At 57.1% G+C, this 15,521-nt stretch carries 15 protein-coding genes; 6 read left to right on the forward strand and 9 right to left on the reverse strand.

Going from position 1 to position 15,521, the window contains the following annotated elements:
- Nucleotides 1-41 precede the first annotated feature (41 nt).
- On the reverse strand, nucleotides 42-1,049 hold the full coding sequence (locus tag OMR58_RS21180; RefSeq protein WP_105592959.1) for a luciferase-like monooxygenase: 1,008 nt from the start codon (nucleotides 1,047-1,049) through the stop codon (nucleotides 42-44).
- Nucleotides 1,050-1,331: 282 nt separating this feature from the next.
- Here OMR58_RS21180 and OMR58_RS21185 point away from each other — a divergent pair, with 282 nt between their 5' ends.
- Genes OMR58_RS21185 through OMR58_RS21195 form a run of 3 tightly spaced genes read left to right on the forward strand, consistent with a single transcriptional unit; the run spans nucleotide 1,332 to nucleotide 4,557 of the window.
- The gene (locus OMR58_RS21185; protein ID WP_264546852.1) at nucleotides 1,332-2,303 is read left to right on the forward strand and encodes an HlyD family secretion protein; all 972 of its coding nucleotides are present in this window, start codon (nucleotides 1,332-1,334) and stop codon (nucleotides 2,301-2,303) included.
- Nucleotides 2,285-3,439 carry an ABC transporter permease gene (locus tag OMR58_RS21190; RefSeq protein WP_444861333.1) on the forward strand — a complete coding sequence of 385 codons (1,155 nt, stop codon included), beginning with the start codon at nucleotides 2,285-2,287 and terminating at the stop codon, nucleotides 3,437-3,439. Before OMR58_RS21185 ends, OMR58_RS21190 begins: the two co-directional genes overlap by 19 nt.
- Nucleotides 3,436-4,557 carry an ABC transporter permease gene (locus OMR58_RS21195; protein ID WP_264546853.1) on the forward strand — a complete coding sequence of 374 codons (1,122 nt, stop codon included), beginning with the start codon at nucleotides 3,436-3,438 and terminating at the stop codon, nucleotides 4,555-4,557. The genes OMR58_RS21190 and OMR58_RS21195 overlap by 4 nt, the downstream gene beginning before the upstream one ends.
- Nucleotides 4,558-4,566: 9 nt before the next feature.
- Here the strand turns inward: OMR58_RS21195 and OMR58_RS21200 are convergent, their stop codons facing one another.
- Together OMR58_RS21200 and ubiU are read right to left on the reverse strand one after the other, a co-directional pair.
- Nucleotides 4,567-5,445 (reverse strand): U32 family peptidase, encoded by an 879-nt coding sequence (locus tag OMR58_RS21200; RefSeq protein ID WP_264546854.1) that lies wholly within the window; start codon nucleotides 5,443-5,445, stop codon nucleotides 4,567-4,569.
- An 11-nt stretch (nucleotides 5,446-5,456) separates the two neighbouring features.
- The gene (gene ubiU / locus OMR58_RS21205) at nucleotides 5,457-6,452 is read right to left on the reverse strand and encodes a ubiquinone anaerobic biosynthesis protein UbiU (RefSeq protein WP_200546570.1); all 996 of its coding nucleotides are present in this window, start codon (nucleotides 6,450-6,452) and stop codon (nucleotides 5,457-5,459) included.
- A 207-nt stretch (nucleotides 6,453-6,659) separates the two neighbouring features.
- Here ubiU and ubiT point away from each other — a divergent pair, with 207 nt between their 5' ends.
- Both ubiT and OMR58_RS21215 read left to right on the forward strand, forming a co-directional pair.
- On the forward strand, nucleotides 6,660-7,184 hold the full coding sequence (gene ubiT, locus OMR58_RS21210) for a ubiquinone anaerobic biosynthesis accessory factor UbiT (RefSeq protein ID WP_420830665.1): 525 nt from the start codon (nucleotides 6,660-6,662) through the stop codon (nucleotides 7,182-7,184).
- Complete coding sequence (locus OMR58_RS21215) at nucleotides 7,178-7,681, forward strand: GNAT family N-acetyltransferase (protein ID WP_264546855.1); 504 nt, start codon at nucleotides 7,178-7,180, stop codon at nucleotides 7,679-7,681. The genes ubiT and OMR58_RS21215 overlap by 7 nt, the downstream gene beginning before the upstream one ends.
- Here the strand turns inward: OMR58_RS21215 and OMR58_RS21220 are convergent.
- From OMR58_RS21220 to nrdD, 3 genes are all read right to left on the reverse strand, one after another.
- Complete coding sequence (locus OMR58_RS21220; protein ID WP_105592967.1) at nucleotides 7,668-7,970, reverse strand: GIY-YIG nuclease family protein; 303 nt, start codon at nucleotides 7,968-7,970, stop codon at nucleotides 7,668-7,670. The genes OMR58_RS21215 and OMR58_RS21220 overlap by 14 nt on opposite strands.
- Nucleotides 7,971-8,055: 85 nt before the next feature.
- Nucleotides 8,056-8,520: an anaerobic ribonucleoside-triphosphate reductase-activating protein gene (gene nrdG, locus OMR58_RS21225; protein WP_200561955.1), complete on the reverse strand. Its 465-nt coding sequence runs from the start codon at nucleotides 8,518-8,520 to the stop codon at nucleotides 8,056-8,058.
- Nucleotides 8,517-10,655 (reverse strand): anaerobic ribonucleoside-triphosphate reductase, encoded by a 2,139-nt coding sequence (gene nrdD, locus OMR58_RS21230; RefSeq protein WP_264546856.1) that lies wholly within the window; start codon nucleotides 10,653-10,655, stop codon nucleotides 8,517-8,519. Before nrdD ends, nrdG begins: the two co-directional genes overlap by 4 nt.
- A 364-nt stretch (nucleotides 10,656-11,019) precedes the next feature.
- Between nrdD and OMR58_RS21235 the strand changes: the two genes are divergently transcribed.
- Nucleotides 11,020-13,578 carry a DEAD/DEAH box helicase gene (locus tag OMR58_RS21235; protein WP_264546857.1) on the forward strand — a complete coding sequence of 853 codons (2,559 nt, stop codon included), beginning with the start codon at nucleotides 11,020-11,022 and terminating at the stop codon, nucleotides 13,576-13,578.
- Between the two features lie 45 nt (nucleotides 13,579-13,623).
- Here the strand turns inward: OMR58_RS21235 and ridA are convergent, their stop codons facing one another.
- The 3 genes from ridA to pyrB all read right to left on the reverse strand — a co-directional run bounded on the left by ridA (nucleotide 13,624) and on the right by pyrB (nucleotide 15,510).
- Nucleotides 13,624-14,010 carry a 2-iminobutanoate/2-iminopropanoate deaminase gene (gene ridA / locus OMR58_RS21240; RefSeq protein ID WP_105592971.1) on the reverse strand — a complete coding sequence of 129 codons (387 nt, stop codon included), beginning with the start codon at nucleotides 14,008-14,010 and terminating at the stop codon, nucleotides 13,624-13,626.
- 89 nt (nucleotides 14,011-14,099) lie between these two features.
- Complete coding sequence (pyrI, locus tag OMR58_RS21245) at nucleotides 14,100-14,564, reverse strand: aspartate carbamoyltransferase regulatory subunit (protein ID WP_105592972.1); 465 nt, start codon at nucleotides 14,562-14,564, stop codon at nucleotides 14,100-14,102.
- A complete protein-coding gene (pyrB, locus tag OMR58_RS21250) occupies nucleotides 14,551-15,510 on the reverse strand; it encodes an aspartate carbamoyltransferase (protein WP_205066796.1) in 960 nt (319 codons plus the stop codon). The genes pyrI and pyrB overlap by 14 nt, the downstream gene beginning before the upstream one ends.
- Nucleotides 15,511-15,521: the final 11 nt, after the last annotated feature.

Raw genomic sequence — 15,521 nt, forward strand, 5'->3', positions numbered from 1 at the left:
GCCTGCGGGCTGGTTTTTTTATGTCTGCAATTCGTGAAAAATTACAAAGAGTTCCGTACCTGCATGGCCAACTCAAAGGAGTAGAGGCGTGCCTCGGGATCGAAAATCTGCCCGTTAACCATAATTTCATCCGCCTGAGTCTCACGCATCAGGTTTGCCAGCCCCTGACGTACCTTCTCTTTATCACCCACGATCGACATACTCAGCGCCTGCTGCACGCCGTATTGCTCGGAAGACGACCACAAACTATCAATATTTTCCACCGGCGGCGGCAGCGGACCAGGTTGACCCCGGCGCAGGTTAATGAACTGCTGCTGCATTGAGGTAAACAGGAACCGGGCATCGCGCTCGCTGTCGGCGGCAACGATATTGATACACACCATGGCATAAGGTTGTGACAGACGTGCCGACGGTTTAAAGTTTTCGCGGTACAGATGCAGCGCCTGCATCAGCATATCCGGAGCAAAGTGTGAGGCGAATGCAAACGGCAGACCCAACTGGGCCGCCAGCTGTGCGCTGTAAAGGCTGGAGCCCAGCAGCCACACCGGAATATTTAATCCCAGTCCCGGCACTGGCTGTACCGCCGGTGCATCGTTCCCGGCCGCATCGAACCAGCTAATCATTTCAGCCACATCGGCAGGGAAATTATCCACATGTCCGCCCATATGACGGCGTAGCGCCATCATCGTGCGCTGATCGGAGCCCGGCGCGCGGCCAAGTCCCAGGTCAATACGGCCCGGATACAGTGATTCCAGCGTGCCGAACTGTTCGGCAATCACCAGCGGGGAGTGGTTTGGTAGCATCACGCCGCCGGAGCCAAGCCGCAGGGTTTGCGTATTCGCCGCCAGATACCCAATCAGCACCGAGGTCGCCGCGCTGGCAATACCGGTCATGTTGTGGTGCTCAGCCAGCCAGTAGCGGTGATAGCCCAGCTTCTCGGACTGCCTGGCCAGAGCCAGCGAATTGTGAAACGCCTCGCGCGGGGAAGCACCAAGCGGAATAGGGGCAAGATCGAGTACCGAAAGCGGTACCGTTTTTTTCTCAGACATAGATGCTCACTTATTCTCAGATTCCGACTCATACATCGTGCAAGGCTACGATATATGTTTGCCAAACGATTGTCCGTTTGCAGCACTTTGTAAAAGATTTAACCGCCCACGATCTTCGTGCGGGTGTCTGTGAATGCGTTATACCGCTAAAAGTGGTTTTACGGTAAGAAACCTTAAATCAGCGATCGTATATTCCTTCAATATGGACCATTTTTATGCAAAGGAAAGCACAATGGCTGGCTGGTCGTTTCCCCATTTATTGATAAAAAACGGGGAAATTTCATGAAGAAAACGGCATTTTTTACCCTTCTGCTGATCGTTCTGGCAGTTGCTTTGACCATTTTGATTCGTGCACACAATCATTATTTGCTGTTACAGGGCGAAGTTGACGCTACGGAAGTTATTGTCTCTTCCAAAGCTCGCGGCCGCGTAGTCGAAAAACTGGTTCGTCGTGGTGATGATGTGGTTATCGGGCAACCTCTTATCCGGCTTGAAGCTCCCGAACTTATCGCCCAGTTGAAAGCCGCTGAAGCGGCTCGCGAGCAGGCACAGCAGATACTCAACCTTTCCCTTGACGGCACCCGCGAAGAGACGATCCGTAATTTACGTGCTCAGTTCGAACAGTCCCGTGCCGACTATCTTAATGCCGAGGCAACCTGGCAGCGTGACCTCTCTGTAGCAAAGCAGGGCTATATTTCCGCCCAGGACCTGGATAATGCCCGCAGAAGCCGCGACAGCGCCCGGCAGCAGATGCTGGCTGCACAGGCGAATCTCGATCAGGGTTTGCACGGCGATCGTGTTGAACAGCGTGCTGCCTATGTCGCCCAGCTGCATCAGGCCGAACAGGATCTGCTGGAGATCAAGGCGCAAACCGATGAACTGCTGGTCAGAGCGCCGGTTGCAGGCGAAGTTGGCCCAATCCCTGCTGAACGAGGTGAATTACTCAATGCCGGTAGCCCGCTGATTACGCTTCTTGAATTACCCACGGCGTGGTTTGTGTTTGATTTGCGCGAGGACATTCTTGCGCACGTGCGCAAAGGCGATAAAGTCCTGCTGCGTGTGCCTGCGCTGAACAATCAGCAAATTGAGGCTGAAGTTCGCTACATCGCTCCGTTGGGTGACTATGCGACAAAACGCGCGACCCGTGCCACCGGTGACTTCGACCTGAAGACGTTTGAAGTTCGCCTGTATCCGTTAGCACCGGTAAAAGACTTACGTCAGGGAATGAGTGCGCTATGGCAATGGCAGGAATAAATCGCAGGCTTTGGGCCTTCCTGCGCGCTTTTCGTCATGAGATTCTGGTTGCCTGGCGTAAGCCGGTCGTTCACTGGCTAGGCTGGTGCTTCCCGCTGCTGTTGTTCGCGCTGATCGCCAGCGATTTCTCTGCCGGAACGCTGCTCGATCTGCCGATCGTCGCCGTCGATCGCGATCACAGTGAAGCATCGCGTCAGCTGATCCGCAATCTGAATGCAGGTTCACATGGGCAGGTTACCGTTGCCGACGGTGGCTTACCGGCTGCGCTGGAGCGGCTGCGTCGTGCCGAAGACTATTCGGTGCTAATGATCCCCCCCTTTTTCGAAGCCGACCTGCTGGCTGGCCGGCAGCCGCGCGTCACCCTCTACTACAACGCGCTGTTTTACGGCGCCGGGTTTTACTCCACGCAGGACTTTAGCGGCGTGATAGCCGGGCTGAACAGCCAGTACCAACCCTGGCTGATGGCAGCTAGCGGGCGTTCAATGCCGGTGCTACCGAACGTTACGCTGGACTACGACAGCCTGTTCAACGCCAGCGGCAGCTATATCTACTATCAGCAATTCGCAGCCTGCATTCATCTGGTTCAGCTATTCACCGTCACTCTGACTATCTGGCTGCTGGCACGGGCGCGCCCGTTAATTTATCAAAGCCATTTTGGCATGGCACTGCTCGGTAAACTGTTTCCGTTCACCTTGTGCTATACCGCGCTGCTGATGATGGAGATCGCGTTGCTGGTGGGGATCTTTGGTGCTAGGGTGGTGGGAAATCCGTTTTATATGTTGGCCGTGGCGTTTTTTTACGTCATGGCGGCGCAAAGCCTTGGAGTGATGCTGTTTACCTTTACCGGCAGTGCGATTACTGCCTACAGCATGATGGGGATTTTCGTCAGTCTTGCACTGACGTTTTCCGGTATTGCAATGCCGGAACTGTCGATGCCGTGGCCTGCTCAACTGATATCCAATATCGAACCACTCACCCATGCGCTTTATGCCATGTTTGATCTTTTCCTGCGGGATGTACCCGGAAAACCGGTGCTCAGCGTCTGCGCGCTGCTTATGGTTTATCCACTGTTCTCAGCGCTGCTTGTACGCAAACGCCTCTATCAGCGGCTGCTTAAACCGGAGGCGGCACAGTGAAACTGTGGTGGCAAACCTTCTACTCCACGCTAATGCGCATGCTGCAAAAACCGATGTGGATGATGCTGCTGCTTTCGCTGTGTGTGATGAGCACCGTTTACATGAACCGCAGCGTATGGGACCTGCCGGTTGCGGTGATTGATATGGACCACAGCAAGGCCAGCCGGCTGATTACCCGGCAGCTGAACGCGACGCCAAAGGTCAACACGCAGATTTATGAAAATCTACCGGATGCCCTGCACGATCTTGGGCTGCGCAAGCTGTTTGCAGTGGTGTTAATGCCGCAGGATCTGGAGCAAAAAATGCTGTCGGGTAAACAGGTGAATATTCCGGTTTACGGCGATGCGACCAACCGGCTGGCTAACGGTCAGATTGAGCTGGATGTGATTGCCGCTTATCAGCAGGTGTTGAGCCAGTACAGTATCCAGCTGATGATGAAGCAGGGATTCAGCGCCCGCCAGGCCGAAATTATTCTGACGCCCGTTGTTGGCCAGACCGTCGACGTCTTTAACCCCGGAATTAGTTTTGCGGCTATCGTGTTCCCCGGGCTACTGGTGATGCTGCTACAGCATTCGCTGCTGATTGCCGGGGTGCGGGTCAATTTAACCCTGCGCAGCCAGGGCAAGCTGCCGCTGTCCGTGACGCTGGGTGCGCTGTCGGCGTTGATACCGATCTGGCTGTTTTTATCGATCGTGCTGTTTGGGCTGTGGCCGTGGGTGCTGGGCTACCGGCAAACGGCCCCGCTGGCGGAACTTCTGCTGCTGACGCTGCCGTTTCAGCTGGCGGTGTTGGGGCTGGCTAAGCTGCTTACCGAATGCATTCGAGAGGTTGAACGTATCTATCTGTCGCTGTCGTTTATCACCACCCCGGTCTACTATCTTTCGGGTACTCTCTGGCCGGTTCAGTCGATGCCCGGCTGGGTTCGCACTATTTCGATGATGCTTCCCTCCACATGGGGAACCAGAATGATTGCCGGGGTGAATCAGATGGGGCTGCCGGTCGCGGAAGTCAGGGAGTATGTCATTGTACTGCTGGCGATGGGCGCAGTTTATGCCACCGCGGGATTTCTGGTGGCAAAACTGCGCGAAAACGGCTGGCGGCTGCGCCCACCGGGCTAAATGCTGCGCTTATCCAATTAGCTCCAGCCCGGCCACTCGCTGCCAGTAACCGTTGCAATCACCGCGTGCTGCCAGCGCTATCGGACTGTGGCCGGTTTCATTGGCCCGAAACTGGCTGACAACCTCCAGCGTATCGATGCCCGATGGAGAGAGGCGCACCACGTCGACCAGCCCTTGCATTGAGGCCAGCTCATTACCGAGGTTGTAGCAGTACCCACTCATGGTCTGAATACCGTTGAGTACGAACACCTGCTGATCTTCCTGAGTGTGCAGGCTGCGGCCCTGGGGATAGTTAATGCAGCAGGTCTGGCAGTCATCCTTGCTGCGGTTTTCCGAACGTGCGGTAAAGCAGCGGGCAGAATAAGCGAGCGGCAGATAACCGTAGCTCATCACCTCAACCTCGAACTTATCGCGAATACCCAGCTCTTCACACTGCGTCAGCAGATTGGCCAGCCAGTCCCTTGAAAGCTCAACCGGCATACACCAGCGAGTCATCCCCATCTTGAGCAGCAGTTCCAGCGTGACGGCGTTATAGACATTCAGCGCAGGTCCGGCCACGAAGGGCAGCCCGGCCTCGCTGGCCAGCGTGACCGCACCAAAGTCACTGGCCTCAATCATAAACTCGCCGTTATCCACATAGCGCTTCAGCTCGTTCAGCTCGGAGGGCGACTGCAACAGCGCCAGCGTGCTCAGCACCACCTGTTTTCCTGCTGCTGCCAGCTCCCGGGCCATTGCCAGCCAGTCGTTGAATTTGGTCGCCCGCCGCTTGCTGCATACCGATTCACCAAGGTAGATAATCTGCGCTTCGCTTCCCGCAGCCGCGCGATAGAAATCCTGCAGCGCCTCATGCGGCCAGTACCACAGCACCGGCCCCAGGGAATAATTCATTTTCAATTCTCCTATTGCCACTGCCGGTGCCAGGCACCCAGCGTGGTCTGCGTACCTTCACTCAGCTCGGACAATGCCGCCATCCACTGGGGCTGAGCGACAAAGTTTTCCGGGGACGTTTTGCAGCGATCGATAGCCTGTCGCCAGATACGCGTCACCTGAGCCACATAGGCGGGGCTGCGCTGGCGGCCTTCGATTTTGACCGAGGCGATATTGGTTGCCATCAGCTCCGGCAGCAGCTCCAGCGTGTTCAGGCTGGTGGGTTCCTCCAGCGCGTGATAGCGCTGACCGTCCAGCCTGTAGCGGCCTTTGCACAGGGTAGGGTAACCGGCATTTTCGCCGTTCTCGTAGCGATCGATCAGCACCTCATTCAGCCGCGATTCCAGCCCGTCAGCGGTCTGCTGCCAGCGAACAAAGCGGGCAGGAGAACAGGCTCCGACGGTATTGGGCGACTCGCCGGTCAGGTAAGAAGAGAGGTAGCAACGGCCCTCGGCCATAATGCACAGGCTGCCGAAAGCGAACACCTCCAGCGGCACGTTGGTATCCCGTGCGAGCTGGCGCACCTGATGGATAGATAGCACGCGCGGCAGTACCACCCGAGCCACATCAAAGTTACGCTGATAGAAACGTACGGCTGCGGCATTGGTCGCGGAGGCCTGTACGGAGAGATGGCGTTCAATCTGCGGATAGCGCTCAGCGGCGTAGGCCAGCATGGCGATATCGGCGAGGATCAGCGCGTCGGCACCGGCATCGGCGGCCATATCCACCGCTCGCTGCCAGCGGCTGTAGCCATCAGGATGAGCAAAGGTGTTAATTGCCACATGCAGCTTGCGTTTATGCTGATGAACGAAGCGAGATGCTTCCTGCAGGCGCTTATCCGTGAAGTTAAGACCGGCAAAATGACGGGCGTTGGTTTCATCTTTCAGACCGATGTAGACCGCGTCAGCGCCGTTTTCAATGGCGGCTTTCAGTGCCGGAAGATTCCCGGCCGGGCACAGCAGTTCCATAAGGATCAATCCCATTAGACAGAAGAATCGATGATTCTAGAGAGGAAAGCGGCGACAAATTTTGATTTAAGGCATCGAATGGCGTATTGATGAGGGACGGATTCCCTGCTAAAAACCGTATAGTTCGCCCATTTTATTGATCCAGCCGCCTGACGCGCTCTGCCATTGTGGCAAAATAGGCGAAATTTTTCGTAAGGAGTAATAATGGTGTTGAACCCGCTACGTACCCACTGCGTTCGTAAAGGGCCGCAGCTGCTGCGCTTCCCACTGCGATTCACCCCGTTTGCGCTAAAAAAGCCGCTATTACAGGGATTGTTACGCTGGCAGTTTCAGCAGGCGCTGGCAGAAGGCGAGCTGGATTTTCTTGAAAATCGCTGGCTGGGTATAGAAGTTAGCGATCTTGAGCTACGCTGGTCAGTTACGGTTGAAAATGGGCAGCTTTTGGTTGCCGAGCGCAGCGACTGCGACGTCTGGTTTCGCGGTAATGCTAACGACCTGTTATTGATTGCGGCACGCAGGCAGGACCCCGACACGCTGTTCTTCCAGCGCCGACTGCATATTGAAGGCGATACCGAACTGGGTCTGGAAGTGAAGAATTTGATGGACGCAATCGATATTGAATCCATGCCGAAGCCAATGCGCCTCGGGCTTATGCAACTGGCCGACTTTGTTGAGGCCGGACTAAAAGAGGACGCGACTTCCTCGCCGGATCGCGCAGGTGTGTCATGTTAATTCGTACCGAAATTGGTGTTGATGCCGCCAGCATCGATGGTCTGCTGCGCCGTAGTTTCCCGACATCTGCTGAAGCGGAACTGGTGCAGCAGCTGCGTGAAGACGGGCTGCTGACGCTGGGCGTCGTTGCCACCGATGACGAAGGCCAGGTACTGGGCTACGCGGCCTTCAGCCCGGTCACGCTGAATGAAGAAGATCGGCAGTGGGTTGGCCTTGCCCCGCTGGCTGTTGACGAAAGCGTCCGTGGCCAGGGGCTGGGCAAGCAGCTGGTTTATGAAGGGCTGGATACGTTAAATGAGTTCGGCTATGCCGCCGTTGTGGTTTTAGGCGATGCGAACTTCTACACTCGGTTCGGCTTTGAAAGCGCCGCGCAGCACCAGCTACATTGCCGCTGGCCAGATACGGAAACGGCGTTGCAGGTCTATAAACTGGCGGACGATGCTTTTGAAAGCGTAACGGGTGAAATTGGCTATTCCGAGCCGTTTAACCGTTTCTGAGTCCTTCAAGCCAGGCAGATAAAGATTCAGGCTGGTGGGTAATCAGCCTGATTTTTTCATTTCTTTTCAGCTGTTTCACCTGATATTCCAGCTTTGATGCCTGCGAGCGATCGCCGGCTTCACAGTGAAACAGCAGCTCCAGTGGCCCTTTTCCACGCAGCGCTTTCGCGCCTTTACCGCTCTGATGCTGGTTAAAACGCCGGTCTATATCGTTGGTGATGCCGGTATACAGCATGCCTTTCGCGGTGCGCAGGATGTAGAGTCGCCAGCTGGCGGCAGTTGTGCTCATGAGTCTTCTCGAAAACGGCGGTCACCGCTACTTTAGCGTAAAAATGCGTGAGCAGGGGGGCGCATCTCACCGCCGTCGCCGATCTTCAACGCAGCCGGTGGATCACCTGATTGCTGCTGCCGCGCCACAGCAGCGACGGATCGCGTAATTCCCGGACGTATTTCCCGTCAATCAGTACATTGACCTGGGCCACCACCTCCTGCTGCCGTTCGCTCAGTTCCGCCATCTGATAGCCGGTCCACATCCAGATATCTTTTCCCGGGCAGTCGCGCCGCACACGGCTCAGCAGCCGTCGAACATCGCTCAGGTTGGCCGGATGCAGCGGATCGCCGCCGGACAGCGACAGCCCCTGGCGTGGGATGCGGCTGTCGTTGAGGTCGGCGATCAGTCGCTCTTCCATCTCAATGGAAAAAGGCACCCCGGAGTTTACCCGCCAGGTACTCTGGTTATAGCAGCCGGGGCACTGATGCTCGCAGCCGGAGACAAACAGCGTGCAGCGTGTACCCGGCCCGTTAACGATATCAACCGGGTAATACTGATGGATATTCACCCCAGCTGACCTGATGCAAGGTGTTTAACCCGCCGCTTAACCTCTTCCTGCTTGCCGGAATTAAACGGGCGAGCATCCGGACTGCCGAGATAGCCGCACACCCGACGAGTAACCGATACCCGGCTGCTGTCATGGTTACCGCATTTCGGGCAGGTAAAGCCTTTGCTGGTACAGTCGAACTCCCCGGTAAATCCGCACTCGTAGCACTCATCAATCGGCGTATTAGTGCCGTAGTAGGGCACGTGTTGGTAGCTGTAGTCCCAGACGTCCTCCAGTGCTTTCAGGTTGTGCTGAATATTCGGATACTCGCCGTAGCAGATAAACCCGCCGTTGGCTAAAGGCGGGTAGGCGGCTTCGAAGTCGATTTTATCGTAAGGGTTCACCTTCTTCTCAACGTCCAGATGGAAACTGTTGGTGTAATAGCCTTTATCGGTCACACCGGCGACCACGCCAAACTCGGCGGCATCAAGACGGCAGAAGCGATCGCAGAGGTTTTCACTTGGCGTACTGTACAGACTGAAGCCGTAGCCGGTTTCGGCCTTCCAGCAATCCACCGCCTGGCGCAGGTGACTGACAATCGCCAACCCGGTCTCCCGCAGGCGGGTGTCATCATACGGGTGAACCGCACCGCCGCTCAGGGCGTTCAGCGTTTCATGAATCCCGATATAGCCGAGGGAAATCGATGCCCGGCCGTTTTTAAAAATACCGGCAACCGGTTCATCCGCCTGCAACCTCACGCCGCAGGCACCCTCCATATACAGGATGGGGGCGACCCGAGCCTTGACGTTTTCCAGCCGGGCAATGCGGGTCATCAACGCCTTTTTAGCCAGCAGCAGCCGACTGTCCAGCAGCGCCCAAAAGCGCTTTTCGTCACCGTTCGCTTCCAGCGCGATGCGCGGCAGGTTCAGGCTGATCACGCCGATATTGTTGCGGCCATCGTGGATCTGCTCCCCGTTTTCTTCATAAACGCCGAGGAAGCTGCGGCAGCCCATTGGCGTTTTAAAGGAGCCGGTCACCTCAACAACCCGGTCGTAATTAAGAATATCGGGGTACATACGCTTGCTGGCACACTCCAGCGCCAGCTGCTTGATATCATAATTAGCTTCGCCGGGCAGGCGGTTAAGCCCGGCCCTGATGGCGAACACCAGCTTCGGAAACACGGCGGTTTTGTGATTTTTCCCGAGCCCGGCAATGCGGTTGCGCAGAATCGACTGCTGGATCAGCCGGGCGGCCCAGCTCTCCCCCAGGCCAAAGCCGAAGGTGACAAACGGCGTCTGACCGTTGGCGGTATGCAGCGTGTTGACCTCATATTCCAGCGACTGGAAGGCGTCGTAGCACTCTTTTTCCGTACGACTGCGGGCATAGGCTTCGGCGTCCGCAATCTGCCAGCTGAGCGCCACCTGGCGATGTTTTTCCAGGCTGGCCTCAACGTAGGGAGCCAGCACCTCATCAATACGGTTGATGGTAGTGCCGCCGTAAATGTGGCTGGCGACCTGAGCAATAATCTGTGCGGTCACGGCGGTGGCGGTGGAGATTGATTTTGGCGGCTCAATCTCGGCATTACCCATTTTGAAGCCGTGGGTCAGCATGCCGCGCAGATCGATCAGCATACAGTTAAACATCGGGAAAAACGGCGAGTAGTCGAGATCGTGATAGTGGATCTCGCCGCGCTCGTGGGCGCTGACCACATCGCGTGGCAGCAGGTGTTGGCGAGCATAGTGTTTTGCCACGATCCCTGCCAGCAGATCGCGCTGGGTTGGGATCACCTTGCTGTCTTTGTTGGCGTTTTCATTCAGCAGCGCGGTGTTGCTTTGTTCAACCAGCCCGCGGATCTCATGATTCAGCCGCCCGCGTAGCTCGCGGGCGACATCGCGATCGTGACGATACTCAATATAGCAGCGTGCCAGCTGCGGATAGGCACCGGCCATCAGCCGATCCTCCACCGCCTTCTGCACGTCGGCAATATCAACCCGCTGATGCCCGGCCAGTGCAGCACTGACCAGACCGGCGACGGTGGCACAGTAATCCTTATCCTCAACCCGTGCCGCCTGAGCGGCAGCACGAATCGCCGCCTCAATACGTGCGGGATCAAAAGCCACAATGCAGCCGTCCCGTTTGATGACCTCAGTTACCACCGCCACTCTCCTGTGAAATCTATATATAGGTTGCGATAAGTATATTAAGCGCTATATGTAGTGCTTTGATCGTATTTAAACGAGATTTTGTTGACCTGAAGCAAAGATTACGACGTGTGGGAGACTGGCCAGCCGTCTGGATGGATTGCTACAGATATTTCCAGGGGGGCAGGAAATCAGGACGCGGTGAAGAGGTAAAAATGACCCGCAGTGGATGAATACCTGAGCAGGCAAGCCGCATCAGTCTGCTTTTAGCCCGCTAGTGTGCTGTCGCAGTTGCATTCCTACCCCCGGAATTAATATTATTGCCGGTTGCCGTGGGGCAAAAGTGTATTTGCCCGATTCAACCAGGAATAACTGCACGATGTCGTCCGTCACCTACAACGAAAATCAGGTCGTCCGCTGGCTGGGGGTACGAACCGTTGCCCGTGCGCGCGATCTGGTCGCCAGCGTGCAGAATATCCAGTGGCAGAACCGACTGCTGACCGGCGAAGTTGCCGGGCGAGCGGCAGAGCCTTACAGCGTACTGGTGCATTTCAGCCGTCCTCAGGGCAGGCTACAGGCCAGCGGCGAATGCAGCTGCGCGGTAAAAAATAACTGTCGCCACGTCGCCGCGGTGATGCTCGCCAATCTGCGCCCGCGGCAGACCGTGGAAAAAGCCGTACTGAACACCATCCACGCCGAGCCGATCCCCACGTTACAACTTGAATCCCGGGCCAAGTTTATCAGCGGTTACGGCCACTACGGCCACCGGCAGAAACGCCTGGACTTCGCCTCGGTCAGCTTCGACTACGCCGGCGTGCGGGTCGATGCGGGAAGCCGTGCGCAAAGCTTCAGCGACCGCAAAGGACAGCACTATCACGTTGCCCGCCATATAGAAGAAGAACAGAACTGGCTGGCGCAGATCCAGCATGCCGGGCTGCAAACCATCCCGGCGGGCCATATCTATACCCCAGCGCCGCTGCCACCGGAGATCTTCGCCCCGGAAACGCCCGCTGAATGGCGAGATTTTATTAAAACCGGCCTGCCGGCCCTGCGCAGGCGCGGCTGGAAAATCCGCATGGACAGCGACTTTACCTGGAACGTGACCGAAGTCGACGCCATTGAAGGGCGTGCGGTGCAGGCTCAGGATGGCTGGTTCGATCTGGAGCTGGCATTGAAACTGGGGCGGCAGCGCGTGAGGCTGGAACCGCTGCTGGCGGGGCTGTTTGCCCGCGACAGGCGCTGGATGGGCGGTAGCCTGAACCTGATTCCTGATGATGAACAAATTGAACTGCGCGATGAACGCGATCGGCGTTTGCTGTTCCGCGCCGCGCAGCTCAAGCCGCTGGTGGGTAACCTGATTGACCTGTTCGACAGGCAGGACCCGCAGCCGCTCAGGCTGGCCGCATGGGACGTCGGTCGACTTGGCCAGAGCGATCCCTATAGCCGCTGGACCTTTGACAGCGACAGCGCGGTGCACCAGCTGTCACAGAAGCTCAGCGGCAATGACGGCGTGCAGCCGGTCGCTCCGCCAGCGGGGCTGAAAGCCACGCTGCGAGACTACCAGCTGCAGGGCGTCAGCTGGATGCAGTTCCTGCGTCAGCACCAGCTGGCGGGCGTGCTGGCGGATGATATGGGACTGGGTAAAACCATTCAGACTCTGGCGCATCTGCTGCTGGAGAAAGAAGCTGGCCGACTTGACCGACCGGCGCTGATCGTCGTCCCGACCACGCTGGTGCATAACTGGTGCTGCGAGGCGACTCGCTTTGCGCCCGACCTGCGCGTGCTGGCACTGACCGGTCCGCAGCGTAAAGACTTCTTCGAGCAGGTGGAGCAGCACGATGTGGTGATTACCACCTACTCCCTGCTGTGGCGCGATCAGCCGCAGCTGGTCGCACACGCCTACCACATGCTGATCCTCGACGAGGCGCAGTACGTGAAAAACAGCGCTTCACGTGCGGCTTCGGTGATCCGCGGGCTGAAGACCCGTCATCGTCTGTGCCTGACCGGTACACCGCTGGAAAACCACCTCGGCGAGCTGTGGTCGCAGTTCGACTTCCTGCTGCCAGGGTTCCTGGGCAGCGAACGCGACTTTATGCAGGAGTGGCGGATTCCGGTTGAGCGTAACGGGGATAAAGCTCGTCGTGACCTGCTGGCGAAGCGCGTACGGCCGTTTATGCTGCGCCGCCGCAAGCAGGAAGTGGCGAAAGAACTGCCGCCAAAAAACACCATCGTGCGTAGCGTGCCGCTGGAAGGTGCGCAGCGTGAACTGTATGACCAGGTCCGCGCGGCGATGCAGGATCGGGTGCAGCTGGCGGTGCAGCAGCAGGGCGCGGGGCGCAGCCATCTGCTGGTACTGGATGCACTGCTGAAACTGCGGCAAATTTGCTGCGATCCGCGGCTGGTGGAGGACGTGCGGGCGGAAAAAGTAAAGCACTCCGCCAAGCTTAAGCTGCTGCGCGAAATGCTCAACGATCTGCTGGCTGAAGATCGCCGTATTCTGATCTTCTCGCAGTTCACCTCGATGCTGACCCTTATTGCGGAAGAGCTACAGCGCGCGCGGATTGATTTTGTCACCCTGACCGGCAGCACCCGCGATCGCAATGAGCCGGTGCGGCGCTTCCAGCAGGGCGAAGTCCCGGTATTTCTGATTAGCCTGAAAGCAGGCGGCGTCGGCCTGAATCTGACGGCGGCGGATACGGTGATCCACTACGATCCCTGGTGGAACCCGGCGGCGGAAAATCAGGCGACCGATCGTGCCTATCGCCTCGGTCAGGATAAGCCTGTCTTTGTTTACAAGCTGATTGCGGCGGATACCATTGAAGAGAAAGTGGTGGCGTTACAGCAGCATAAAGCAGAACTGGCGGGGGAGATCCTGGCGGATGAACTGAGCGAACCGGCCAGCTTCAGTCAGGATGACCTGACCCTGCTGCTGACCTGATTTCCCCGGTCGGTCAATGCGGGGCGGAAGCCTCCGCCCGCACCTTTAGCGACGAACGGCGATCGCTTCGATCTCAATCTTCACATCTTTCGGCAGACGAGCCACTTCCACGCAGGAACGCGCCGGGAAGCTGGCCTGATGCTCGGTAAAGAAGGCTTCGTATGCGGCATTCACCGTGGTGAAGTCGTTCAGATCTTTCACAAATACGGTGGTTTTCACAATATCACCGACTTTCAGACCGGCCGCTTCCACGATGGCCCGTACGTTTTCCAGCGACTGACGCGCCTGCGCGGTAATATCATCGGGCACGCTGCCGGTTTTTGGATCTACCGGGATCTGGCCAGAAGTGATAATCATGCTGCCGAGATCGACGCCCTGAACATAGGGGCCAATCGCTGCCGGGGCGTTTTCAGTACTGATTTCGCGAGACATAGTTTCTCCTGAATGTGTCTGAGGTTTGCGGGGCGACTTAGCGCGCCCCAGCGATATTTACCATATCGGCTCAAACCTGCAAACAGGAATCAGTCGTTTGCCATAACCACATGGTGGGCAAACTCTTTCTCACAGTATTTACACTTGAGGTAGAGACTGGCGTTGCGTGCTTTCACCGCGAAGCTGGAATACACCGGCTCGTTGCGGCTGATGCAGTTGCTGTTCGGGCAGGTCAGCACGCGCTCAATGCGTTCCGGCAGCGTCGGGGAGCTTTTCGCCACCACGTCGTAATCATCAATGCGGTTAACCGTGGCGTGCGGCGCGTAGAGCGCCAGCTGGTTGATCTGATCGTCGGTGAGGAATGTATTCTCGATCTTGATGATATCCTTGCGCCCCATCTCGCCAGACGGCAGGTTCAGGCCGATGGTGATGCGCTGATCGGTTTCGGTCAGGCGGAAAAGGGAAAGCAGCTTAAAGCCCACCTGCGCCGGGATATGGTCAATCACGGTGCCGCATTTAATCGCTTCTACCTGTAATTTATTATCGTGCGTCATCATGCTTCTCCTGATTAGCCAGTTCGCTGTTGAGTACCAGCGCCAGCAGCGCCTGGCGTGCGTAGATACCGTTGCCTGCCTGCTGGAAGTACCAGGCATAAGGCGTGCTGTCGACGTCGGTATCGATCTCATCGATGCGCGGCAGCGGATGCAGCACTTTCATATTGTCGCGGGCGTGGGCCAGGTCGCTGGCGCGCAGAATAAACTGGGCCTTGACGTTAGCGTATTCCGACGGGTCCAGGCGCTCTTTCTGCACTCGGGTCATATACAGAATATCCACCTGCGGCACCACCTCTTCAATATTATCGTGGCGGGTCCAGACAATACCTTTTTCATCCAGCATATCGGTAATGTAGGTCGGCATGGCCAGCGCATCCGGCGCGATAAAGTAGAAACGGTTGCCTTCGAACTTGGCCAGCGCCTGAGTCAGCGAGTGAACGGTGCGGCCATATTTCAGATCGCCGACCATCGCCACGTGCAGGTTGTTCAGACGGCCCTGCGTTTCCTGCAGGGTAAACAAATCCAGCAGGGTCTGCGTCGGATGCTGGTTCGCGCCGTCACCGGCGTTCAGGATCGGGATGCCGCCGGAAAACTCGGTCGCCAGGCGTGCAGCGCCTTCCTGCGGATGGCGCATCACAATCGCATCGACGTAGGTGCCAATCACCGAAATGGTATCCGCCAGCGTTTCGCCCTTTTTACCCAGCGAGGTGTTGCTGCCGTCGGCAAAGCCCACTACGGAAGCACCGAGGCGGTGAATCGCCGTTTCAAACGACAGGCGGGTACGGGTCGATGCTTCGAAGAAGCAGCTGGCAATCACTTTATGTTTCAGCAGTTCCGGCTGAGGATTCGCCTTCAGGCTGGCGGCGGTGCGCAGCACCAGTTCCAGCTCTTCACGGTTGAGATCGTTAATCGAAATAATATGTTTGTGATATAGCGGATTGGCAATAGTCGCCATGT

It is taken from the genome of Erwinia sp. INIA01 (genome assembly GCF_025947915.1).
GTDB lineage: Bacteria > Pseudomonadota > Gammaproteobacteria > Enterobacterales > Enterobacteriaceae > Erwinia > Erwinia coffeiphila.